The 23,232-nt window shown below is 72.1% G+C and carries 19 protein-coding genes; 1 reads left to right on the top strand and 18 read right to left on the bottom strand.

The window, feature by feature from the left end:
• Window positions 1-18 precede the first annotated feature (18 nt).
• The 18 genes from ACZ5OX_RS00165 to ACZ5OX_RS00080 all read right to left on the bottom strand — a co-directional run bounded on the left by ACZ5OX_RS00165 (window position 19) and on the right by ACZ5OX_RS00080 (window position 22,067).
• Window positions 19-882: a hypothetical protein gene (locus ACZ5OX_RS00165; RefSeq protein WP_465627746.1), complete on the bottom strand. Its 864-nt coding sequence runs from the start codon at window positions 880-882 to the stop codon at window positions 19-21.
• Window positions 883-1,000: 118 nt separating this feature from the next.
• A complete protein-coding gene (locus ACZ5OX_RS00160; protein WP_465627744.1) occupies window positions 1,001-1,591 on the bottom strand; it encodes a cupin in 591 nt (196 codons plus the stop codon).
• A 45-nt stretch (window positions 1,592-1,636) separates the two neighbouring features.
• Window positions 1,637-3,478 carry an asparagine synthase (glutamine-hydrolyzing) gene (gene asnB, locus ACZ5OX_RS00155; RefSeq protein ID WP_465627742.1) on the bottom strand — a complete coding sequence of 614 codons (1,842 nt, stop codon included), beginning with the start codon at window positions 3,476-3,478 and terminating at the stop codon, window positions 1,637-1,639.
• 5 nt (window positions 3,479-3,483) lie between these two features.
• The gene (locus tag ACZ5OX_RS00150; RefSeq protein ID WP_465627740.1) at window positions 3,484-4,239 is read right to left on the bottom strand and encodes an SDR family oxidoreductase; all 756 of its coding nucleotides are present in this window, start codon (window positions 4,237-4,239) and stop codon (window positions 3,484-3,486) included.
• 14 nt (window positions 4,240-4,253) lie between these two features.
• The gene (locus tag ACZ5OX_RS00145) at window positions 4,254-4,952 is read right to left on the bottom strand and encodes an SDR family oxidoreductase (RefSeq protein ID WP_449792551.1); all 699 of its coding nucleotides are present in this window, start codon (window positions 4,950-4,952) and stop codon (window positions 4,254-4,256) included.
• 55 nt (window positions 4,953-5,007) lie between these two features.
• Window positions 5,008-6,729, bottom strand: coding sequence for an HAD hydrolase-like protein (locus tag ACZ5OX_RS00140; RefSeq protein ID WP_465627738.1), 1,722 nt, complete (start codon window positions 6,727-6,729; stop codon window positions 5,008-5,010).
• 21 nt (window positions 6,730-6,750) lie between these two features.
• Entirely contained in the window at window positions 6,751-7,137 is a 387-nt protein-coding gene (locus tag ACZ5OX_RS00135) for an L-rhamnose mutarotase (RefSeq protein ID WP_449792549.1), read from the bottom strand.
• The gene (locus tag ACZ5OX_RS00130) at window positions 7,134-8,054 is read right to left on the bottom strand and encodes a dihydrodipicolinate synthase family protein (RefSeq protein WP_465627736.1); all 921 of its coding nucleotides are present in this window, start codon (window positions 8,052-8,054) and stop codon (window positions 7,134-7,136) included. The genes ACZ5OX_RS00135 and ACZ5OX_RS00130 overlap by 4 nt, the downstream gene beginning before the upstream one ends.
• 89 nt (window positions 8,055-8,143) lie before the next feature.
• Window positions 8,144-9,199 carry an NAD(P)/FAD-dependent oxidoreductase gene (locus ACZ5OX_RS00125; protein ID WP_465627734.1) on the bottom strand — a complete coding sequence of 352 codons (1,056 nt, stop codon included), beginning with the start codon at window positions 9,197-9,199 and terminating at the stop codon, window positions 8,144-8,146.
• A 368-nt stretch (window positions 9,200-9,567) separates the two neighbouring features.
• On the bottom strand, window positions 9,568-10,845 hold the full coding sequence (locus ACZ5OX_RS00120; RefSeq protein WP_465627732.1) for an MFS transporter: 1,278 nt from the start codon (window positions 10,843-10,845) through the stop codon (window positions 9,568-9,570).
• A 62-nt stretch (window positions 10,846-10,907) separates the two neighbouring features.
• A complete protein-coding gene (locus ACZ5OX_RS00115) occupies window positions 10,908-12,260 on the bottom strand; it encodes a hypothetical protein (RefSeq protein ID WP_465627730.1) in 1,353 nt (450 codons plus the stop codon).
• 97 nt (window positions 12,261-12,357) lie between these two features.
• The gene (locus ACZ5OX_RS00110) at window positions 12,358-13,587 is read right to left on the bottom strand and encodes a pyridoxal phosphate-dependent aminotransferase (RefSeq protein WP_465627728.1); all 1,230 of its coding nucleotides are present in this window, start codon (window positions 13,585-13,587) and stop codon (window positions 12,358-12,360) included.
• Window positions 13,587-14,837 (bottom strand): glutamate-5-semialdehyde dehydrogenase, encoded by a 1,251-nt coding sequence (locus tag ACZ5OX_RS00105; protein ID WP_465627726.1) that lies wholly within the window; start codon window positions 14,835-14,837, stop codon window positions 13,587-13,589. Before ACZ5OX_RS00105 ends, ACZ5OX_RS00110 begins: the two co-directional genes overlap by 1 nt.
• Before the next feature lie 2 nt (window positions 14,838-14,839).
• A complete protein-coding gene (gene proB / locus ACZ5OX_RS00100) occupies window positions 14,840-15,922 on the bottom strand; it encodes a glutamate 5-kinase (RefSeq protein ID WP_465627724.1) in 1,083 nt (360 codons plus the stop codon).
• A gap of 361 nt (window positions 15,923-16,283) precedes the next feature.
• Window positions 16,284-17,699, bottom strand: a complete 1,416-nt coding sequence (locus ACZ5OX_RS00095; RefSeq protein ID WP_465627722.1) for a lanthionine synthetase LanC family protein — start codon at window positions 17,697-17,699, stop codon at window positions 16,284-16,286.
• Window positions 17,696-20,806 (bottom strand): lantibiotic dehydratase, encoded by a 3,111-nt coding sequence (locus ACZ5OX_RS00090; RefSeq protein WP_465627720.1) that lies wholly within the window; start codon window positions 20,804-20,806, stop codon window positions 17,696-17,698. Before ACZ5OX_RS00090 ends, ACZ5OX_RS00095 begins: the two co-directional genes overlap by 4 nt.
• Window positions 20,807-20,929: 123 nt before the next feature.
• Window positions 20,930-21,073, bottom strand: a complete 144-nt coding sequence (locus tag ACZ5OX_RS00085) for a hypothetical protein (protein ID WP_392874996.1) — start codon at window positions 21,071-21,073, stop codon at window positions 20,930-20,932.
• A gap of 106 nt (window positions 21,074-21,179) precedes the next feature.
• Entirely contained in the window at window positions 21,180-22,067 is an 888-nt protein-coding gene (locus tag ACZ5OX_RS00080) for an alpha/beta hydrolase (RefSeq protein WP_465628860.1), read from the bottom strand.
• A gap of 208 nt (window positions 22,068-22,275) precedes the next feature.
• Here ACZ5OX_RS00080 and ACZ5OX_RS00075 point away from each other — a divergent pair, with 208 nt between their 5' ends.
• A complete protein-coding gene (locus ACZ5OX_RS00075) occupies window positions 22,276-22,953 on the top strand; it encodes a TetR/AcrR family transcriptional regulator (protein ID WP_465627717.1) in 678 nt (225 codons plus the stop codon).
• Window positions 22,954-23,232: the final 279 nt, after the last annotated feature.

The following is a 23,232-nucleotide window of genomic DNA, read 5'->3' as shown; positions in this document are numbered from 1 at the left end:
GGGCGGACGTCGGTCGGATCAGTCGACGACGAACACCCCGGAGCGGTTGAGCTCCTGGAGGAATGCCAGGTCGCGGAGGAGGACGTCCTCGTCCGCGTGCCTGAGCAGGACGATGGCGCCGGCGCCCTCGTCCACGGTGGGCTCGACCGGATCGCCGAGCGCCGGCATGAAGAGGTCCTGGCGGTACGACGGGAGACGGCGCACCTCGTCCAGGCCGGTGAACCCCCTCAGCGTGCCGCGCCGCCGCACCTTGAAGGCGTAGTCGGCCACGAACCCGTCCGGGGTCTCGGCCGTCCGCCCGGCCTGGCCGGCGATGCCGACGAACGCGCAGAGGTCCGGCAGCGGCGCCCCGGCGACCCGGTGCGCGAACTTCACCACCTTGACCTGGTCGTCGCCGAGCACCACCTCGAAGCAGACCGGCCCGTCGCCGTCCGCCGTCGCCGCGGCCAGTGGCTGCAGCCGGTCGCGCAGCAGCTTGACCTCCGGCGCGTCGGGCAGGACGTTCACCACCGAGGTGAGGAGCGAGCGCGGCCCGTCGTCCATGGTGTAGCAGCGCCAGGTGTCGGTGAGGCACAGTTGCCCGTCCACCACGACGCCGTTGGCGAAGTAGGGTGTGCCCGGGACGTGGTCGTGGACGACGGCCCGGCCGCCCTCGCGCCACAGCCCGCCGAGCTCGGCCGCCGGCAGCGGCCGGTCCGGGCCGGTGAAGAACGCGGACCCCGTGTCGGTCGAGAACTCGGGCCGGAGTACCTTGAGTCTGCCCGCGGTGTCCTTCAGATAGCGGTCGAGTGCCTGCGGGTCGCTGAAACAGACCGTCTCGAAGGCGAGTTGCTCATCGACGTTCCGTACGGTCTCGTGCTGGACCACTTTGCTGTTCGTCATGGCGTGAGTAGCTCCACCGATTGTGTGTCGAGAAGGGTGTCCGGCGGGCCCCGGACCGCCCTGCGGGCATGGCGAATCCGGGGCATCCGCCCTTGCAGTACACGTCGGTGACTCCCGGTCACCCCGTCGTCGCGGTGTCCTCGCGTACGACGTCCTCCACGTACGGGAAACCGTTCGCGATCCGGTCCCCGGTGAACTCGCCGTCGAATCCCTCCGACGTGAGGTACAGCCGGATGGCGCGGTAGTCGGGGCGCAGCCCCATGTCGAACCAGTGCCGGGTCCCGGCGGGCAGGGACAGCAGGTTGCCGTCGGTGGCCACCAGGATGTGGACCCTGCCCTGGGCCCGGATGTAGAAGCAGGCTCCGCCGTCGGCGAAGAACCAGATCTCGTCCTCGGAGTGGGTGTGCTCGTTGAAGTACTTGTGGCGCGAGGCGAGGACGTCCTCGACCCACTCCCGGTTCGTCTCGTCGGGGCGGACCGTGATGGTCTCGGCCTTGCGGTGCCGGCCGTCGGAGTCGAACGACGCGATCTCCGGGCGGTAGGCGTCGATCAGTGCCGCGTCCGGTGCGTCCCGGTCGACCCGGCCGGTCTCCCAGTTCTCGAACCGCACGCCCAGCGGGGCCAGGACCTCGGCGATCCGCCGGTCGTCCCGGGTGCGGAGCAGCGTGTGGGCGGCGTCCGTCTCGGGCGTGACATGGAGCAGTGCCATCGGTGTCACCTTCTCTGTTTCCCTGTGGGGCGGACGGGCCCGGGGTCAGGCGAGTTGCAGCGTGGGACGGTGGATGTCGAGCCAGGTCGCCATGTCGAGCCAGCGTTCCAGGCCGGTCCTGAACGCGGGGGACACGTCCTGCGGGCGCCGGCCCAGGACCTCCTTCAGCACCCGCCGGTCGGTCAGTTCCTGGACCGGGTGGCCGCCGTCGGCCAGGACGTCGGAGGCCTGCCGCAGCAGTTCGCCGGTGTACGCCGGGTCCTGCGTCGAGGGGTAGGGGGCCTTCCTGCGCTCGACCACCGACCGGGGCAGCTCGTCCCGGGCGGCGGCCCGCAGCAGGCTCTTCTCCGCGCCGTCGAAGGTCTTCATGGACCACGGCGTGTTGAAGACGTACGACACCAGGCGGTGGTCGCAGAACGGGACGCGGACCTCCAGCCCGGCGGCCATGCTGAGCCGGTCCTTGCGGTCGAGGAGGATGCGCATGTACCGGGTGAGGTGCAGGTGCATCTGCGTCCGCATCCGGGCGTCGAGCCCGGTCTCCCCGGCCAGGCGCGGGGCCCGCGCCACGGCGTCCGCGTAGCCCTGCCGGATGTACCCGGGCAGGTCCAGGGAGGCACGCAGTTCGGGGGTGAACACGTCGATCCCGGTGTGCGGACTGGTGACGTGGGTGTGGTCGACCCAGGGGAAGTCGTCCGCGCCCTGGGCCGCCGGGTCGTGCATCCACCGGTAGCCGCCGAACACCTCGTCCGCCGACTCCCCCGAGAGGGCCACGGTGGAGCCCTTCCTGATCTCCTGGAAGAGCAGGTAGAGGGAGTTGTCGGCGTCACCGAAACCGGTCGGCAGGTCGCGCGCGCCCACGACCGCGTGGCGCACCTCGGGGTCGGCCATCCGCACCGCGTCGAGGACGACGTTCGTGTGGAGCGTGCCGGAGCGTTCGGCGACCTCGCGGGCGAAGGGGGCGTCCGGCGAGTCCCGGAACCGGTCGGCCGTGAAGCGCTCGCCGTGCCGCGTGAAGTCCACGGAGAAGCTGCGGATCCGCTCGGACGCGCCCAGCTCACGCTGGGCGAAGGCGGTGATGACACTGGAGTCGAGGCCGCCCGAGAGCAGGGTGCACCGCGGCACGTCGGTCACCAGCTGGCGTCGGATGATGTCCGACAGCAGCTCGTGGACGCGTTCCACCGTGGTGTCCGTGTCGTCCTCGTGGGCGGTGGCCTCGAGCTCCCAGTAGGTGTGCTCGCGCAGCCCGTCCCGGTCCACCGCGACGAGGGTGCCGGGCCGCACCTCGGACATCCCCCGCCACACGGCGTGGCCCGGGGTGCGGATCCAGGAGAACGCCTCGCGCAGGCCCGCCAGGTCGACGGCGCGCGGGACCTCGGGGTGGGCGAGGATCGCCTTGGGTTCGGAGCCGAACAGGACGTCGTCGCCCAGGCGGTACTGGTAGAGCGGCTTGACGCCGAGCCGGTCGCGGACCAGCAGCAGCCGTTCCGTGCGCCCGTCCCAGATCGCGAACGCGTAGATCCCGTTGAGCCGTTCGACGAAGGCGTCACCCCACTCGAGGTAGGAACGCAGCACGACCTCGGTGTCACTGGCGGTGCCGAAGTCGTGGCCGCGCCGGCGCAACTCGTCGCGCAGCTCACGGAAGTTGTAGAGCTCGCCGCTGTAGGTGAGCGCCACCTCCCCGCCGGCCGCGTCGACGACCATGGGCTGCGCCCCGCCCTCGAGGTCGATGACGGCGAGCCTGCGGTGTCCGAGCGCCACCCGGGGGCGCAGCCACACGCCCCCGGCGTCGGGCCCGCGCAGGGCCATCGTGTCGGTCATGGCCTCGACCGTCGCGCGCTCGTCGACGAGGACGCGGACGGGTGAGTACCAGCCGGTTATTCCACACATGTCGGCTATCCCTTGACGGTCTTGGACAGCGGCTCGAAGTTGAAGTTGCGGATGAAGCAGTCCCTGGGCTGGCCCACGGCGAACAGCACGCAGTCGAGCAGCGACTGCGCGGTCAGCGGCGCCCCGGCCCGGCGGTCGGTGGTCTCCCAGTCCGCGCTCAGCGGGTCCACGTTCTCGAAGTCCGGCGGGTACAGCGAGATGACCCGCACGCCCTCCGGGCGCAGCCGCTGGGACAGGATCTCGGCGAAGTTCGACTGGGCTCCCTTGGCGGCGTAGAAGGCCGGGCTGCCCGAGCACGAGTCGGTGCGCGAGGACGCGGCCACCGAGACCATGTTGACGATGTCGGGACGCTCCGAGGCGCGCAGCAGCGGCAGGAAGTGCTTGACCATCAGGACGGTGCCCGCGCCGCCGGACGTGACGGTCGCCACGATCTGCTCGTCGGTGGCGGTGCCGAGGTCGAAGCCCTCCAGCCACATGGCGCCGTTGTTGAGGAGGATGTCCACCCGGTCGGTGAGCGCGCCGACCTGCTCGGCGAACTCCCGGACCGAGGCCGGGTCGGTCAGGTCGCAGGAGAAGGCGTGGACCTTGTCGTGGCCGAGCGCGAGGATCTCGTCGCGGGTCGCCTGCGCCGCCTTCAGACTGCGGGCGGACAGGTAGACCTCGGCGCCCAGCTGGGCGAACCGGATGGCCAGGGTCCGACCGAAGTCACGGGCGGCTCCGGTGACGACGACGCGGGTGTTGTTCAGGAGTGCGGTGTTCATGCGTGTGGTGTTCCTCAGTTCACGGTGAGGCCGGTCGCGTCGCTGTGCGCCGGCAACCGGTGGAGTAGATAGTCGACGGCCTTCTCGGCCCACTCGTCGGCGCCCGGGTAGGTGTGGTGCTCGTCGGGCAGGCAGGTCGCCAGCATCGCGGTGTCCACGCCGCCGCCCGGGTCGACGGCCACCACCCGGACGCCCGGGCGCAGTTGGGCCGCCTCCTGGGCCACGGCCCGGGTGAACCCCTCGACCGCGAACTTGCTCGCCGTGTACGCGGCGAGCATGCCCCGGGGGTTGCGCCCCCAGCCCGACGAGACGGTGACGAGGGTGCCGCCGTCCGCGATGCGCGGCAGGAACGCCCGCGTCATCGCGTACACGCCGCCCACGTTCACCCGGATCACGGTGTCGAAGTCCTCCGGGGAGACCTCCCACACCGGGGCCGGCCCGGTGATGGCACCGGCGTTGGCGATGACCAGACCGGGTGCGCCGAGCTCGCGGTGCACCCGCTCGGCCCAGGCGTCGACCCAGTCGGCGTCGGTGACGTCGACCCGTTCGAAGCGGTGGCCGTCACCCAGTTCGGACGCCAGCCCGCTCAGCGCGTCGGCGTCGCGGCCGCACCCGGCCACCGGGTGGCCCAGGACGGCGAAGCGCTGGGCCAGGGCTCGTCCGAGCCCTCTGGTCACCCCTGAGATGACCACCGGCTGCCTGCTGTCCGTCACTGTGTGCCTCCCGTGTGACTCGGTACCTTGTTCTGCCGACGTCCGAACCGTCGGGTCAGTCGTGATGCTCGGTCAGAAGCCTGACCGGCGCGTTCGGGTTCAGTTCGGTGACGATACGGGCCGGGCGTCCGACGCGGTCGCGGAGGGTCCGCTCGGCCGGGAAGAACCCGTAGCGGGTCACGAGCACGAAGTCGATGCCCGTCTCGTCCGCGGCGAGGACGTCCTGGCGCGAGTCACCGACCAGCACCACGTCCCGCGCGTCGACCCCGGCGTGCCGCAGGATCTCCGCGAGACGGCGGGACTTCGGCTCCTCCCCGCCGAGCACGGCGCGGAAGGCACCGAGCAGTCCGCCCGCGGCGAGCACCTTGTCCGCCTCGCCGCGGGGCGTGCCCGTGGCGACGTAGAGCGGGACACCCCGGTCGGCCAGGTGCTGGACCGTCTCCGCGGCGCCCGCGCACAGCGGCGCCGCGGGGTAGCGGTGAGCCAGCCGGTCCGCGTACGCGCCCGCGTACCGCTCGTAGAACGCCTCGAAGTCCGGGCCCGCCAGGCCGCGTTCCACGCTCGTCCGGTGGAAGTGGGCGAAGTGCTCCTGCCGGGACCGGCCGAACGTGCGCCGGAATTCGTCCGTGAACTGCTCGACGAGGTCGGCCGGGAAGCCGTCGAACGCGGCGCGGACGCACTCGACCTTCAGCTCGTTGGAGTCGACGAGCACCCCGTCGAGGTCGAAGACGACCACCGGGTAGCGCGCCAGGACGTCCGCCAGCCGCTCGCCGGCCGCATGGGCGAGGGCCTCGTCGAGGAGGGCCGCGGAGAATCCCGCGGACGCGGCCTCGGCGAGGAAACCGACGGCCCGCAGCTTCTCCTCCGCGCCCAACGAGGCGTCCTCCTCGACGCGTTGGACGTAGGTCGGGTGGATGTCGCGCATGCCGGCGATCGCGTAGAGCCCGCTCGGGCCCCACCGGTACCGGTCCATCAGCGGGTGGAAGTGCCGCACGATGAGCTCCATCAGCGGCTGCAGCCGGTCCGCGTCCTCGCCGAGGACGGCGAGCAGCTGCTCGATGCGCGTGTTGCCGGCGCCGCGGCCCATGCCGTACGCGGTGCCGTCCAGCCACAGGGCGCCCTGCTGCGCCGCGACGACCGTGTTGTGCAGGGCGAAGCCCTGGTTGTCGTGGGCGTGGATGCCGACCGGGGCGTCCTGCCCGGTGCGGAACAACTCGACGAGTTCGACGGTGCGTTCCGGACGCAGGGAACCCAGCGAGTCGGCTATGTAGACCGCTTCGAGCGGGCCCATCGCGACCACGGCGTCCAGGCAGACGGCGAGTTCGTCTGCGGTCGCGAGGTCGATCTGCATGAGGTTGATGCAGACACCGTACCCGGCCTCGCGGAGCGATTGGACCGCGGCCACGGCGCCGGCTGCCTTGTCGTAGCGCACCGCGACCCGCACGAGGTCCACCGGAAGCGAGCCGGGGGCCAGCTTCTCCCTGAGCAGGCCGCCGACCTCCGCGGCGGGCAGAGCCACCATGTCGGCGGCGTCCACCATCACGGCGAAGCGCAGCGCGTGGTCCGCGGGAAGGGCCTCGCGCAGATTGGGGGTCAGCCCTTCGGGAAGCTGCCCGTACGGGCCGAACCCGCTCTTGGTGAAACGGACGTAGCCCAGCTCCACCACGTCGATGCCGAGCCCCGGACAGGCGGCCAGGTACTCCTCGACGAGAGCGGTGTCGAAATTCCAGTTGGTGTAGTAACCACCGTCACGCAGCGTGCAGTCGAGAACGGTCAACCCGACGCGGTCCACAGGAGCTCACTTCCCGTCGAGGTCGGGCAGCGTGTTGGTGAAGTCCACGTGGTGAATGCGCTGCATCTCGGCCCAGTTCAGCTTGTTGCCGTGGTTCTCGTGCCGGACGAGGAGGCCGCCGTCGGCGTGCATCATGTCGTCCCACTCCTGCACGGCCGGGTGCAGGTCGTTGGCGCGCAGGAAGTCACGGGTGGGGTCGAAGTGGTCCTCGGCCTCGACGTACATGAACAGCATCAGCGGCTCGATGAAGAAGATCTGGAGCTTGCGGACGCCGATGGTGTCGAGCGCGCCGCCAGGGGCGACGATCTCCGGGATGACGTCACGGTGCAGCGCGATGTACTTCTCGGCGGCGGCGGCGTCCTTGAGACGGATGGTGAAGGCGTGGTTCTTCATCGGGTGAGCTCCTTCGCGAGCGAAAGCAGGTTCTGGTAGGTGTGGTTGACTTCGGTCCACGTCTCGTCGTCGAGCACGTGCCGGCTCGGCCCGCGGACGTGGGTGCTCTTCACGATTCCGCGCTCCTTGAGGAAGCGCTTCGCGATGGACACGTAGTAGTCGGTGCTGTTCATCATGTGGCACATGAGGTAGGAGAGCGGGTGCGCGATCCGCTCCGCCTCCGCGCGCCTGCCCTGCTCGAGCAGGTTCCACAGCGCCACGACGATCTCGGCGATCTCGGTGGCGGGGATCGTGCCCGTCAGGCCGCGCCGGTGGCAGTCGAGCAGCATCATTCCGCCGTCGCCCTCGAAGATGCGGGCCCGGCCTCCGGTCGCGTCGCGCAGCAGGCTGACGCGCGGCGGCGTCGGCTGCGCCTCCGGCTTGAAGAGCACGCGCTCCTCGCCGTACTCCTCCAGCAGCCGCACCTGGGCGGCGATGCTCAGCGGCTGCTTCGCCAGGCTCTTGGCGTGATGGATGATCACGGGGATCTCGACGGACTCGATGACCTCGCTGTAGTACGCGACCATGCCGTCGTCGTCGAGCGGGATCGTCGCCGGGTGCATCACGAGAAGGGCGTCGACGCCGGCCTCCTGGGCGTGGCGCGAGTACTGCACCGCCGCCTGGGGGGTCTCGGCGCCGGTGCTCATGACGGAGACGCCCCGGCCCTGGGCGGCCTTGGCGGAGAGCTCGGCGACCCGCAGCCGCTCCTCGTGGGTCAGCCGCAGCACCTCGGACACCTGGCCCACGACGAAGCCGTTGCAGCCGGCCCGGAACATGAACTCCGTCTGCGAGAGGAAGTCGTCCTCGTCGACCCGTGAGCCGTCTTCCGTGTACGGCATGAGGACGACCGGGAGAACTCCTTTGATGTCCTGGGACATCGACATCCACCTTTCGTGTGGGCATGGCGGAGGAACGGCAGTCGGAATGGACTGTCGTGAACTGCGGGGAGACCGCGGCGGTCCGGTGCTCAGCCGGCCAGGAGTCGGGCTGCTTCTCCGGCGGCCCACGGGGCCAGCTTGAACGCGCCTCCGTTGAAGCCGGTGGCGAGCATCAGGCCGGCCTCCTGCGGAACCCACGCGACGCGGCCCCGCCCGTCCGGGGCGTAGCACTCCGCCGCTCTGAAGCCCCCGAGCGGCACGCTCGCCTCGACCCAGTCGAAGCGCCGTCGCCCGGCCTCGACGGCCAGCCGGGACTGCTCGGGGTCGACGGCGGTGCGTTCGATCGCACCGTCGACGCGGTACCCGGTGGGGTGGCCGAGGAGCATCCCGGCGGAGTCGGGGTCCGGCCTGCCGTTGACGGAGTGGACGTCGTCCATGTACGCGGGGTGGTCTGCCGGCGCACCGTCGACGCCGCGCAGCTCGACCTGGATGGCCTGCGCCCAGAGGTCGTGCGGGACGCCCCAGGAGTCGAGGAGCCGTGGCGTGTGGGCGCCGGTGGCGAGGACCACCGCGTCCGCGGCCACCACGCCCGTGCTGCCCCGCACCCCGCGAATGCGTCCCCCCACCCGGTTCAGGCCGTCGACCCGGACGCCTTCCAGCAGCCGGCCGCCCTTGCGGACCGCGGACCGGACGAGCGCGCGCGTCACCTGTGTGGCGTCCAGATATCCGGCGTGCGGTTCCCATACCGCGAATTCGGCGGAACTGTTGAGGAGATGGCCGAATTTGCGGTCCAGGTCGGCCGAGGAGAGCAACTCGGCGGGAAAGGACCGGGCGATGCGGTCCGTCAGGGACCGGGCTTGTCCACGCATGCTCGGGCGCGGTATGTAGAGGAATCCGCTCTCGATGAAATCCGCGTGAATCCCGGTCCGTTCGGCGAAGTTCCGGAAGAAGGAGAGCCCCTGTACCGCGCGCTCCACGAGGACCGGATCGTCATGGTAGCAGCGCACGATCCCGCCGCTCCATGCCGTGGTGCCGAGCCCGGTCCGGTCCTGCTCGACCAGGCACACGCGGGCGCCGCGGTCAGCGAGTTCGTGGAAGACGGCCGCACCCACGATGCCGCCGCCGACGACGACGGCGTCCAACATTTCAGACGTACCGGAAAGCAAGGCCATCCCCTTTCCCCCGAAAGGACCAGCTTCCAACCTACGGCCGGGCGACGCATTCGGTCCCCCTGTTTCTGACTTTCATTCAACTCTTAAGTCAGGTGCGCTGGTCGGCGTCTTGACGACCTGACGTCAAAGCGGCACCGGAGAAGTAGACCATGAAGCCGGGGCCCCGGCAAGGGGGTCAAGATCGAACCATCGCATCCTGATAGAAAACTGATAGAACGTCAGCGATCCTTGGCGCGAAGGCGACGACGGAATGCCCCCCCGGCGCGAGAGCGTCGAGGGGGCACGCCGGCGCCCGGGCGGCCCCACGACGGGTCGGTGTACCGCTCGGGAGAGGACAGGCGCTAGGGAAGGGTTTTCATTCGCCGAAGCGGGGAGAAGACATAGGGGAGCCAGGCGACCGCCAACCCCACCGCCCCGACGTAGAGCGACGCCCGTACACCGAAGAACTCCCCGACCAGTCCCGAGGCCCCCGCACCCAGCGCGGTGGCTCCGGTCAGGGCGAAACGCATGGTCGCGTTCATGCGGCCCAGCAGGTCGTTCGGGGTGACGCGCTGCCGGAAGCTCACCAGAACCACACTGTTCATCCCCATGCGGTACGTGACCACCAGCCAGCAGACGGCGGACACCCAGTACACCGCCCCGCCGTCGACCAGCGGCACCAGGCAGGCGAACGGCGCGGTGACCAGGCCGGCGAGCCACAGCACGCTGCCCTGTCCCACCCGCTCCGCCAACCGCGGCCCGGTGTACGCGCCGATCAGCGAGCCGACGCCCCCGACGGCCAGGTACAGGCCCAACCTCCACGCGGAGAAGTGGAGCGTGTGCTCGAAGAGCAGGGGCAGCATGATCGTGACCATCTGGAGCGAGAAGTTGGTGATCGCTCCGGCCATCGCGATCGGGCGGAGCAGGGGATGGGAGAAGACGAACCTCACCCCTTCCCAGATCCCCCGGTACAGCGCCTTCTTCTCCGCGGCCCCCGCGTGGGACTCGTCCACCCGCTCGATCCGGGAGATCAGGATTCCCGACAGCAGGAAGCCGAGCGCGTCGACGAGCACCGCGGCCGGGGCCGCCATCAGCTGGAGCAGAAGACCGCTCAGACTGGGCCCCGCGACCCCGGAACTCTCCCTGACGCTGCCGATGTACCCGTTGGCCTGGAGCAGGCGCTCCCGGGGCACGATGGACGGCAGGAAGCTCTGCGCGGAGATGTCGGAGAAGACCGTCAGCGTTCCGCTCACGAACACGACCAGGTACAGCTGCGTCAGGGTCAGCGCGTCGAACAGCCACGCCACGGGTATCGATCCCAGCAGCAGTGCCCGCCCGAAGTCGGCGGTGAACATGATCGGGCGCCGGGGCATGCGGTCGACCCACACGCCGGCCGGGAGGCCGATCAGGAGGAAGGAGACCGTGCTCAGGACCCCGAGCAGGCCGACCTGTGCCGCACTCGCGTCGAGGGCGGTGACCGCCGTGAGCGGCACGGCCAGATAACTGACCTGGGAGCCGTACAGACTGACGGAGTTCGCGGCGAAGAGCCTTCTGAAGTTTCCGTTCCTGAAGATCGACGGTTCGGCGGCGGTGCTGCTCTCCGCCGCCGCTTCGCCCTCGATCGGCGGTTGCCTCCCCACTGCCCTGGAAGGATCGTCCGCGCTCGTCCGGGACCGAGTCATTCGTGGAGTCCTCCGCGGTCTCAGGAAGCGTGGCGGAACACGGGGGCCGCCTTGACGCGCCGGTCGGCACCCATGTTGATGACCGCCTGACCGCCGGAAGGTGTGGCTCGCACCTGAGCCCCGCCGTACCCCTCCGGAGTGATGAAGACGCCCCAGACGGAGTCGTGGTCCTGGACGGCCCCGCTCTCCGGATCGACGATCGGCTCCGGATCCGGGACCACCCTCTCCTGGACGATGTACCCGCGCCCCCGGGCCCCGGCCAGGAGCTCCCGCCAGTCCCGGTCGGACTGCTCCCAGCCGGCGTAGCTGCCGATCCCCGAGTATCCGTTGACGGGCTTCATGATGATCTTCTCGCGGTGCTCCCGGCAGTAGTCGAGCAGATCCACCGTGGTCCCTCCGGCCTCGACGGTCCCGGAGTCCAGGACCCGGGCCCAGGGGAGGATCCGGTCGATCAGCGCCCTCTCCTCGGCCGAGAAGGCGTCGCGCCACCTCTGGTCGTGCAGCATCGCCAGACAGGCCTTGTTGTGCACCAGTCCCGTGCGCATCGTGGTCCACAGGACCACGCGGCCCTCCTCGTGCGCCCGGAAGATCGGCTCCAGGACCTTCTCGCCGTCGGGGCTCGCCACCACCTCCTCCACCGTGAAGTAGCGCGCGATGACGTCCAGCGGCCGGCCCTGGAGGTACAGCCTCCCTCCCTTCTCCCGGACCTCGCTCAGCTCGCCGAGGACCATCTCGATGCCGAACCCGCGCATCATCTCCTGGAGGCTCAGGTACATGCTCCGGTACTTGGCCATGGCGCCGTCGCAGTCGACCGCGCCGACGACGGGTGGCGCACCGCCGGTGACGGTCCTCGACGCCTCACGCAGGGCCCGGACGAAGCGCTCGCCGGTGTGGACGTAGTCGAGGCCGTGCTCGTCGGCGAACTCCCGGAACTCCGGCACCTCCAGCATGTACTTGGCCATGTCCGACCAGGAGACCCCGCCGACGCTGCTGTTGATGTTGAACTCGAGGAGCTTGAAGGAGCCGTCGACACGGTAGAGGTCGGCGCGCCCGTAGAGGGTGATCTCGCCCCCGAGCCGCTGGATCAGCGCCGCCCGCCGGGGGTCGATGCCCAGTTCCCGGGAGTAGCCGTCGACGTCCCCGCCGAAGAGCCGGTCCGGCAGCGAGGTCAGGACGTGGAACAGCGACGTCAGGTCGTCGGCGCACGCGGCGATGGAGCCGTGCGGCACGAACATCGGCCGGGGCAGGAGGATGCTCCGGTAGTCGGCGTCGGCTTCCTTGGGGAACGGCACGCGGCTCACGAGGTTCCGCAAGGCGCTGCCCTCTTCCAGGCACCGCTCGACGTAGCTGCGTGTGACGGAGTCCCTCGTCATGGGCCTTCCCCTCGGGTTGCTGTCGGATGATCGGGTTCCTTCCGGCCTCGCGGTCGGGACCGCGAGGCCGGAAGGACTCGGCGCTGCGGCTTGCGGGTCACACCCCGGATTCGACCCTCGACCGCGGTCGGGAGGTCGGGTGCTCGGGCGTGGTGCTCTCGATGAGGTCCCGGATCGCGGCCACGGCACGGGCGATGCGCTCCTCGGACTCACTGCCCACGGAGACCCGCACGTAGCGGTCGCAGGAGTCCCCGTACCCGATGCCGGGCACCACGCTGATCGCGCTCTCCCTCAGCAGCCGGTCGGCGAACTCGGTGGAGTCGAGGCCGGATGCGCCCAGGTGGACGAAGAGGTAGAAGGTCGACGTACCGGGCATGGTGTCGATGCCCTCGTCCGCGAACCAGCCGGCGACCCGGTTGCGCAACTGGACGGTGCGCTGGATCTGCGGCCGGGTGACGTCCAGGAGGTCGTCGAAGCGTTCGGCCAGGTAGGCCGCCAGGATGGTGGGCGCACAGGTGACCAGATGCTGGTTGATCTTCAGGATCTGCTCGGTGAGCCGTTCGTTGGCGATGAGGTAGCCGATCCGCCAGCCCGAGACGCCGTAGTTCTTCGACATCGAGTTGACCGTGATCGTGTGCCGCTTCTCCGGGTCGAGCGACCCGGCCGAGATGAACTCGGCGCCCGGCGGGATGAACTCGTTGTACGCCTCGTCGACGATCAGCAGGAGCCCGTGGCGGTCGGCCAGTTCGTGCAGGTACTCCAGCTCGGCCCGGGTGTAGACGTGCCCGCTCGGGTTGTTCGGATTGTTGATGATGACCGCACGGGTGCGCGCGGTGACGAACCGCTCGAAGTCGAAGACCGGCACGTCGTGCGGAACCATCACCGGCTCGCCCTGGCACATGCGGATCTGCGCCGGGTAGCTCAGCCAGTACGGCTCCGGCACGATCACCTGGTCGCCGGGGTCGACGATCGCCATCAGCGCCATGTAGATGGCGGCCTTCGAACCGGCGGTGACGATCACCTCGGTGTCCGGATCCACCGGGAGCGCGAACCCGGACCCGTAGTACTTGGCGAGCAGCCTCCGCAGCTCCGGCAGTCCCCGGGAGTGCGAGTAGTGGTGCAGGCCGGGCGTGGTGAGGCCGTCGAAGGACGGAAGCGGCAGGTCGAAGAAGGCCTCGCCGAGGGACAGCGTGATGATGTCCTGTCCGGCGGCCTTCATGTCGTAGACGACGTTGTTGTGCTGGACCGACAGTGCCTGGGTGATGCCCTCCATCAGCCGGGAGGTGCGCAGCGACCGCTCCGTCGCGGCGTGCGGCTGCCCGGCCATCAGACGACCCTCGTCTGGCCGCTGCCCCAGACCACGTTCTTCACCGTGGTCAGCGACTCCAGGCCCATCGGGCCGCGCACGTGCAGCTTCTGGGTGGAGACGCCGATCTCCACCCCGTAGCCGAACTCGCCGCCGTCGGAGTAGCGGGTGGAGGTGTTGACGAAGACGCTGCCGGAGTCGACCTCCCGGGCGAAGCGCCGCGCCACGTCGATGTCCTTGGCCACGATGCCCTCGGCGTTGGACGTGCCCCACCGGCGGATGTGCGCGAAGGCGGCGTCGGCGTCGGGAACGACCTTGACCGCGAGGACGAGCCGCAGGTACTCGGTGCCCCAGTCCTCCTCGGTCGCGGCGACCGCCTGCGGCCAGACGCGCCGGACGGTCTCGTCGCCGCGGATCTCCACGCCCGCCTCGGCCAGCAGGTCGAGGACTCCGGGCAGCCAGGACTCCGCCAGGTCCGCGTGGACCAGCAGGGTCTCCATCGCGTTGCACACGCTCGGCCGTGAGGTCTTGGCGTTGATCGTGACCGCGGTCGCGATGTCCGGGTCCGCGGAACCGTCGATGTAGGTGTGGCAGTTGCCGGCGCCGTCGATCACCGTGGGCACGGTGGCGTTCTTCTCGACGGAGGCGATCAGCTCGGGGCCGCCCCGCGGGACGAGCAGGTCGACGTACCCCTTGGCGCGCATCAGCTCCAGGGCGGCGTCACGGGACGGGTCCGAGATCAGCTGGACGGCCGCGGCGGGCACGTCGTCGTGCTCGGCGATGGCCTCCGCCAGCGCCTCCATGATCGCGGCGTTGGTGGCGGCGGCCATGGACGAGCCGCGCAGCACCGCGCAGTTGCCCGTCTTCAGGCACAGGGCGGCGACCTCGGCGGTGACGTTGGGCCGAGCCTCGTAGATCACCGCGATGACGCCCAGCGGCTCCCGCACCTGCTCGATCAGCAGGCCGTTGGGGCGGGTCCAGCCCTTGACGACCTCGCCGACGGGGTCCGCCAGCGACGCCACCGTGTGGATGGCCTTCACCAGCCCGGCCATCCGGCTCTCGGTCAGGGTCAGGCGGTCGATGAGGGTCGGGGTGATACCGGCCGCACGGGCGGCTTCGATGTCCTGCTCGTTCGCCTTGATGATCGAGTCGCGGTTGCGCTCGACGGCGGCAGCCATGTCCAGGAGGACCTGGTTCTTCTTCGCCGTGGTCAGCCTCTTGACGGCGGCGGTCGCTTCCGCGGCAGCACGGCAGATCTCGATTACCGACACAACTAGCCTCCAAAAATCCGTACGTAGTCACAGTCGTCGATGAGTTCCGAGGCAGACCGGTCGCCGGCCCGGACCTCCGCCGCGCCGAGGCGGACGGTGCCGCGGGCGATCACCCGGGAGTCCGGGCCGAGGACGTCCACGACGTCGCCGCGGTCGAACGGCCCCTTGAGCACGCCGACGCTCCCGGCGAGCAGGGCCCGGCCCGACTCGACGGCCTGCCGCCCCGCGGCGTCGCAGACCACGGTCCCGCTCGGGGGGTACCGGAAGGCCCGCCACAGGCGGCCGAGATCGGGCGCGGCGGCGTGGGTCGTGCGCGGCGGGAAGACGGTTCCCTCCACCTCGTCGCCGCGGAAGGCCGCGATCAGGACGGTGGAGTCCATGGCGTCGGCCACCACGGTGCGGACCCCGGCGTGCGCGGCGATCCAGCAGGCGCTCAGCTTCACGAGCATGCCGCCGGTTCCGCCGTCTCCGGTGGATCCTCCGGCCATCGCCTCGACTTCGGAGATCGGACCCGTCACCTCGGCGATGCGCACGGCGCCCTCTGCGAGCATCGGGTTGCCGTCGTAGAGGCCGGCCACGTTGGTGAGCAGCAGCAGGAGCCGCGCTTCGAGGAATCCGCCGAGCAGAGCGGCCAGGACGTCGTTGTTGCGCACGCCCAGCGCGTCGTTCTCGTTGACGATGGGCACCATGCCCAGCGAGCGCATCAGGTCGAACGTGCGGCGGACACCGCCACCGCGTTCCGGCGCGACGAGATCGTGCGGGGTCAGCAGGATCTGCCCCGTCTCCAGGCCGTACGCGGCGAACCGGGCACGGAGCGCCGAGTACAGCATTCCCTGACCGAGCGCCGCCGCGGTCTGGGCGGCCTCCGCCGTGTCCCGGGTCAGATCGCCGTGCCTGGTGCGGCCCAGGGCGATCGCCCCGGAGGTGACGAGCACCGGCGCCAGACCGGCCTCGATGCCCTTCGCCACCGTCGTGCAGAGGGTGTCGAGCTTGACGGGGTCGACTTCTCCCCGGGTGATCAGAGACGACGTTCCCACCTTGATGACGACGCGGTTGCCCGTGCCGTCGCTGATTGCATCCCGCATGGTCTCCTCGCCTGAACCTCGGCCGTCGGGTGTGGGAGAGCGGAGGGGCAGCCGCTTCCAAGAAGATGGTTACCGGGGGCGGTGTTCTCCCAATGTGCTGGCGATTCGCGGCCGCTGTCGGGGACTCGCGGCGCATGTGGGAGCGGGGGGAGGCGCGTCGCGCGCGGCCGCGCGACGGCGCGTCGAAGCCGGTGAAGGCGCGTCGAAGCCATGCCGGAGCCATGCCGGAGCCATGCCGGGGCCGCGTGAAGGCGCACCGAAGCCGCCACCGAAGCCGCGCCGAGGCCGCGCCGAGGCCGCGCCGACGGCGGGCGCTGTCGGTCCTCGCTCCCGCGTGACCTCGGGGGCGGCGTCGGCGGCCTCAGGTCAGCAGCAGGGCCGCGTCCCAGTCGGGTTCGTCCGCCCCGTCCGGGTCGGCCCGCGCGTCGGCGTAGCCGGCCAGGGCCAGGGCCGCTCCGGTGGCGCCGTCGATCAGGGCCGGGCTGTCCAGGTACCGGGGGCCCGTGCCGGTGGGGACGTGCTGGCGGTATCCGAACGGCGCGTCCTCGTCGAAGGCGGCGGCGAGTTCGGCGGCGGCACGGTCCGCGGCCGCCCACAGCACCGGGTCGCCGGTCGCGGCCGCCATCCGCACGGCGGTGTGCAGCACGCCGGCGCGGCCGTGGCACAGGCCGGGGTCGTCCGCCATCGTGCTCGGGAGCGGCCGGGTGACGGCGGCGCGCATGGCGTCCCGGGCGCGGGCCCCGACCGCCGGATCGGCGAGGGCGTGACCGGCGAGGTGGAGGGACCACGCGATGCCGGACGCGCCGTAGCACCAGCCCGCCCGGGGGGTGGCCGCACCGGTGCCGACGGCCTGGCCGGTCTCCTCCTCGTACGGGATCCGCGCGGGCCAGTAGGCGCCCGCCGCGTCCGTCAGCTCCCTGGCCAGGAGCCAGTCGGTGACGGAGCGGATCGCCTCCGACCCGCCGGGCACCACGACTCCCGCGCGGTGTGCGAGGGCGAGGAGTGAGAGCGGGCCGCAGATCCCGTGTGCGGCACCGAGGTTGAAGTCTCCGGACGGGTACGCCAGCCGGTCGCGGTCGACGACGTAGCGCTCCGGGGCGCACCACCAGCCCGGCACCTCGCGGCCCCGCACCTCGGTGGGGCGGGTCAGCCGGACCAGCAGGCGCAGCAGGTCGGACAGGACCGCCGCGACGCGCTCGTCTCCGGAGCTCGCGGCGGCCAGCAGGGCGCGGCCCCGGCCGGCGAGACCCGCGATGACGTCGTAGTCCAGGTAGGAGAGGCCCGGCCCGTGTTCGGTCAGCCGGGCGTCGAGCGCGGCGACCACGGCCGCCGTGTGGGCGGTGGCCAACTCGGTGCTGCGGGCGAGCAGTTTGGCGTATCCGCCGGTCAGGCGGGCGTGCAGCAGGGCCGGGAGGATCAGATCGCCCGCCCCGGCCGGGCCGGCCGCGGGGGCGGATCGGACGGCGGCGGCCAGGTGCGCGTGCGCGACGGACGACCAGTCGGGCTCGTGCCGCGCCCGGACGATGTGCAGCAGGGCGATCCCGGCATGCCCGAGCAGGGCGGAGGCGGGTTGCCAGCCGGGCAGCAGCAGGTCGGCCGGGGCGGTGGCGAACGCCCGCCCGGCGGTCTCGGCGACGTGCTGCGGGTCACGCAGGCGCTCGCCGACCCGGTGGGCGACGGCCCGGGCCGTGCGCGCGGTCCGTTCCGTGCCGCTCGGTCGCTCCTGGTGCGCGGCGGGCCGGGCCGTCCCGGTGCGGTGGGTCTCGTGGGTGCTCATCGGCCGTGCCGCTTCCGGTCGATGCGCAGGGACAGGGCCTCGCGGGCGATCGCGTGGGCCAGGGCCTCGTCGTCGGGGCGGGGGCCGAGGAGGCGGTTGCAGTGCATGTGGGCGAGGCTCGTCGCGATGGACGCCCGGCGGGTCGGAGCGGTCGCGGCGGCGGTCAGGGCGGTGCGCAGGTCGGCGAGGGCGTCCGCCCGTGCGGCCCACGGCCCGGCCGTCTGCGGTGTCAGCCCGGGCCCGGGCCGGCAGTTCTCGTCGAGCAGTGCGGCCATCGTCCTCTTGCCGTCCCGGTCGACGTCCCCGATACGGGCGCGGACGGGCTCGCCGCTCAGCCAGGCCAGGGCCTCCTCGGGGGTGCCGAGGGCGGTGACGAGGTCGAGCACGCCGAGGGCCGCGAGCGCCGCGCCCGACAGGCCGAACACCTCTTTGCCGGAGGCGAGTTGGGCGATCACCAGTCGACTGTCGGCGTGGAAGACCCGGGTGGCGCGGTCGTGCGGGGCGGGCCCGCCGTAGCGTTCGGTCTCCGGGTCGTAGGTGTCCAGGACGAGTCGCCCGCCGAGCCCGGCGTCGCGCAGGTCCTCGGCCCAGCCGTGCAGTCGGGGCAGGAGGGCCGTCCAGAGGCCGGCGGGCTTGCCGTGGAAGCGCAGCCGCAGGTGCGGATCCGGATCGGCGTAGCGCAGGAAGAACCAGTCGTCGACACCGGCCTCGGCGAGCAGGTCGGGGTCCGTGAGCAGCGCCGAGCGCCGGGCGAGGAGCCCGTCCTGGCGCGCCCGCGGGGCGTAGACCTTGGCGTACAGCCACTCCCCGCCGGGCAGGTGGGTGGCGGATGCCCGGTCCGGCAGGGGGCGGGGGGCGGGCCGCCGCGGCGCGGTGCGGTTCGCGGGCTCGCGTGCGGCGAGCAGCGGGAGGACGAGCTCGGTGGCGTGCGGGCCGTCCGGGCCGGTCAGCCACGTGCCGTGGCGGTCGGCGCCGAGGCGCTCCACGACGGCGAGCCCGGGGCGGGCGAGTTCCTCGGCGAGGACCGTCCGGTGCAGGGGCTGGTCGAGGTCGACGGCGATGCGGTGGTCCGCGCGGGTCAGCAGGACGTGCCGGGGCACGCTCCAGCGCCCGCGCCAACGCGCCACCTCCGCCTCCCAGTCGGGCCCTCCTGCGCTCGCGGTCAGCTCGCGGTCGGGCAGCCAGCGCGCGGGGGCGAGGACGGTGCGGCCGTGGCTGACCCGGGGTTGGACGGGGGCCGTCGACCACGAGCCCCAGTTCCAGGGCAGACACCAGTCCTGGCCCTCCTGCCCGAGCTCCAGGAGGAACCGGGCGACGTGCGGGAGGTGGCCGCCGGCCGGGTTGAGCATCGAGTACGAGACCGGGCGGACGGGCTCCCCGCTGCGGGTATCGGTGAGCCGGAGGCCGTCGAGGTCGGCGTGGACGGCCAGGTGCTCGACCGGCAGGTCCCGGGTGCCCTCCGTCGTGGCGGGGCCGACGCCCAGCGGGATCCGGTCCGGGAGCCACTGCGGGACGGCGGCGACGTTGCCCGAGCGGATCGCGCGGGGCCGGTAGGCGACGGTCGCGGCGCGTTCCCCGGGCTCGGCGCCGCCGCCGGCCCGCCGTACGAACGAGGCGACGTCGTCGGCCCGTTCGCCCAGGAGGTGGGCGAACCGGCCGAAGGTGGCACCGGCCAGCGGGGAGCCCGGGTTGCCACCCAGGACGAGCCGGAAGTCGCCCGCGCACAACGACTCCCAGCTGTCGGCGAGGAGTTCGGCGCCCAGTTCGAGGGAGCCGGGGCGTCGTCGCGACACCGGCCCGGCGAGGTCGCCCAACGCCCGCTCGTCGAGCCGGACTTCCGGCACCGAGCCGTCGGCCGCCCGCCGGACGGCGGCGAGGAGGAGTTCGCCGAGCACCCGGTCCCGGGCATCCGCCCCCGGATGCGGGGCCGGGCGTCCGGGGGCCGCGCGGTAGGCCGCGGGAAGCCCCAATCCGCGCCCCTCGTCGAGAAGTTCGAGCAACGGTACGGCCCGGTCGGTGCCGTACCGTTCCAGGAAGGCCTCGTGGTACTCGCGCAGGTGCGCACTGCCGGGCCGGATCAGGGAGACGCTCCACAGGGCGTCCGCCGCCCGTTCGGCCTCGCGGGCGACCTCCGCCGGCAGGACGACGCGGGCGTCCAGGGCGAGGTCGGTCTGGATCGGGTGCTCGGTCGGGTGCAGTGCGGCCATCCGCTCGCGCGCCGCCGTGAGCGCGCGTCCCCGGTCGCCCGGGGCGGCGGCGTCCAAGGCGGCGAGGCAGTCCCGGACACCGCGCAGGGCCGCGGCCGCCGGGTGGTCGAGCCCGTCCAGCCGGTCCAGGACGTGCCGGAGCGGGTCCGCGCACTCGGGCGGCGGGACGAGGTCGCTCAACAGGAAGCGGGTGCGGACGAGTTGGGTGATGGCTCGGTCGACGGCGGCGCTCTGCGCCTGCGGGAAACGCTCGGCCGTCCGGGCCAGCAGCTCCGACCAGCCGACGGGCTCGGCCGCGCACTCCAGCAGGTACCGCACGGCTGGACTCAGCCCGACCGAGTGGTGCAACTGGCTTGCGCCGTCGGCCTGGTAGACGTCGAGCAGCACCAGGCGCCCCTCGCGCTCGACCCGCAGGGCGTTGGCGACGAGCCGTCCGCCGCGGAGCACCGCGGGATCGGCGAGCAGGGCGCTCAGCACTTCGTCCAGCCACCCGGCGTCCGGACGGCTGACCGGCCGGTGCCCGGTGCCCAGGTCCGCGGCGGGCGAGGCTCCGAAGCCGGCGACGGCGACGCCGGCGAAGAGGCCGAAGGGGGTCGCGCGGTGGGTCATCCGCAGCCGGTACTTGAGGAGCGAGACGGCGAGGCGGCGCAACCGGCGGGGTTTGAGCGGCTCCCCGGCGAGCACCCGCCGGGCCTCGGCCGCCAGGGCGGGGCTCGCCAGGTCCACCGCGGCCATGAACTCCGGTTCGGATGCCAGGCGTTCGACTTCGGCCCGCAGGCGGTCGGGGTCACCGGAATCGGGCGAGGGTGACCCGCCGCCGTCCGCGGGCAGTGGCAGGACGGCCGCGCGGAGCAGCGCCACTCCCGCCGATTCGAAGCCGGTCCCGCTGTCCGTCCGCATCCCGTCCATCCCCGTTCCGCTCGTCCGTCCCGTCCGTCCGTCGTCCCGCGCGGCCCTGGGCGCGCGCGTCGGTGCCGGGCGGTGGACGCGGAGTGCGCGCACCGCCCGGCACCGGTCACCGGATCAGCAGAGCCAGGAGGTGATCGGGCAGGACAGGCAGGTGCCGGTCCCAGTGAAGGACTTCGCACCGGCGACGGCGCCTTCCTCCACGACGACCTCCAGGTCGAGGTCCAGGTCGAACTCGAGCTCGGCGGTGACAGTGCTCATGGTGTCCTCCAGTGGGTGGGTGGGTTCGCCGGAAGTCCGGCGGCCGGTCCGCGCGGCTGCGCGCACCGGAGCTTCGGGGTCCACTGCCGTACGGCGGCGGATCGGGTCAGGCGGCCCTCCGCGCGGGGCCGGCCGCGGCGCGTGCGGCCAGGCAGTCCGCCAGGAAGGCGAGCGCCCGCAGGTGGTAGGGGCGGGCGGCCCAGCCGAGGCTGATGTTGTGGCCGGCCTGCGGCTGGCGGTCCACCAGCACCCGGGGGGCGCCGGTGAAGCGGGCCGCGAGGTCGCTCAGCGCCCGGTCGTCGTGGCGCCACCAGGCCTCGTACTCGGCGAAGGTGAGCCGGAGCGGCAGCCGCACGCGCGGGGCGAGCGCGGCGAAGTCCTCGGCCCAGGAGATGGCGTCCGCCTTCTCGCGGTCGGGCATCGGGGCGAGCACCTGGCCGCCGGCGCGGAAGGTGTCCGGCGGGTACAGCCGCACCGGACCCCAGTGGTGCCGCCACAGTTTGCCGCCGGGCGCGAGGATGTCGCGCGGGTCGACGGCGTACTCGTGGCCGCAGCCGGAGACGTCGAGGCCGACGAGGTCGAGCCCGTCCGGGTCGGCGGCGAGGCCGAGGGCGAGCTTGCCGCCGAGCGAGTGCCCCAGCAGGAACAGGCCCGCGCCGGGGGCGTGCCGGGCGGTGAAGTCCCGCAGGGCCGCGCGGACGGTACCGGCCTGGTCGGCGAGCCGCTGCCCGTCCGGGAAGCGCCCGGCGGACCCGCGGTAGCCGGGACGGTCGACGGCGAGGACGGTGTAGCCGAGGTGTGCGCCGAGGGTCAGCAACGACTGGTCGGGGTCGGCCTGGCCGTCGAAGTACGACGCGCTGGTGCCGCCGCCGTGCAGGGCGACGACCACGGCCCGCGCGGGGCCGTGCTCGGGCTCGCGGAGCAGCGCGGACAGGGCCGCGCCGTCGGCGTCCAGGACGATCCGGCGGACGCCGGGGGAGACGGCCGCGCTCATGACGTCGAGCAGGTGTGGGGGTGCGAGCCGATCGGCCCGGTCTCGGGACATGGCTGCTTCTCCGGTCGAGTGCGTGGGTTGCGCCGGACTCAAAGATTGTGGATCAACGATTCGAACCTAACGGCCACTCAGTCAGGTTCGCAACCCACAAGTCCACAATTTTGAACCCGTGAGTCCAAGTCGAGTTCGCCGCGAGTACGATGACCGGGTGACCGAAGCACGTGCGACAGTCGAGGCCGGACGCGGGGCGCCGCGCGGCCGCATCGACAAGAGGCAGGCCATCCTGAGCGCCGCGTTCACGGTGTTCGCCCGCCAGGGCTACGCCAACGCGTGCGTGAAGGAGATCGCGGACGAGGCCGGTGTCGCCAAGCCGACCGTCTACAACCACCTGAACGACAAGGCGAACCTCTTCCGCCAGGCCGTCCTCATCGCCGCCGACGAGGCGACGGCCCGGAACCTGGCCGCCGTCGAGGGCCTGCTCCTGTCCTGCGACGACCTTCACGACGCGCTCGTGTCCGTCGCCCAGGCCCTGCTGCTCTGCCACCGCAGCGAACAGTCCTGGGCCCTGCGCCGGCTGCTCCACTCGGAGGTCGCCCGCTTCCCCGACCTGCTGGACACCGTCCAGGGCCGGGGCGTCGACCGGGTCACCGAGGCGATGGCCGACCGGCTGGCCCGGCTGACCCTCTCCGGGCGGCTGAACGCCACCGACCCGGCCTGCGCCGCCGAACAGTTCATGGCGCTGCTCGCCGGGCCGATGGAGGCCCGTTCCCGCTGTGGCACCCGGCAGGTCCCGGACGCCGAGCTGGACGGCATCGCCAGGGCTGCGGTGGACACCTTCCTCAAGGCGTTCGGTCGTGAACCCGGGGCGCCGGGGAGCGGCGCCTGAGCGGCGCGGCGCGCGGGTGAGGCGTCGGGGGCCGGCGGGCGGAGCGGCCCGCATCCGCATCGTTGTCAACTGACTGTCCGTCAAGTCCCCTTCAGTGTCGCCGCGATGGCGCACGTCGTCGACCTCTGTGACGGCCTCCGTCCTCTTTGCGCCATCGTCGGGGCCGATGGCGCGGTCGGCCGTCCGCGCCCCCGAGGGGATCCGCCCATGTGTCGGCGCCCTTGATCTGACGTCCCATCAGGATTCCCGCCGCACGGTCATGGCCGAAAAACGGTTTGT

This window comes from Kitasatospora sp. NPDC032121 (assembly GCF_055580145.1).
Note: the sequence above shows the minus strand (reverse complement) of the source record. Positions and strands in the feature narration are given on the sequence as shown.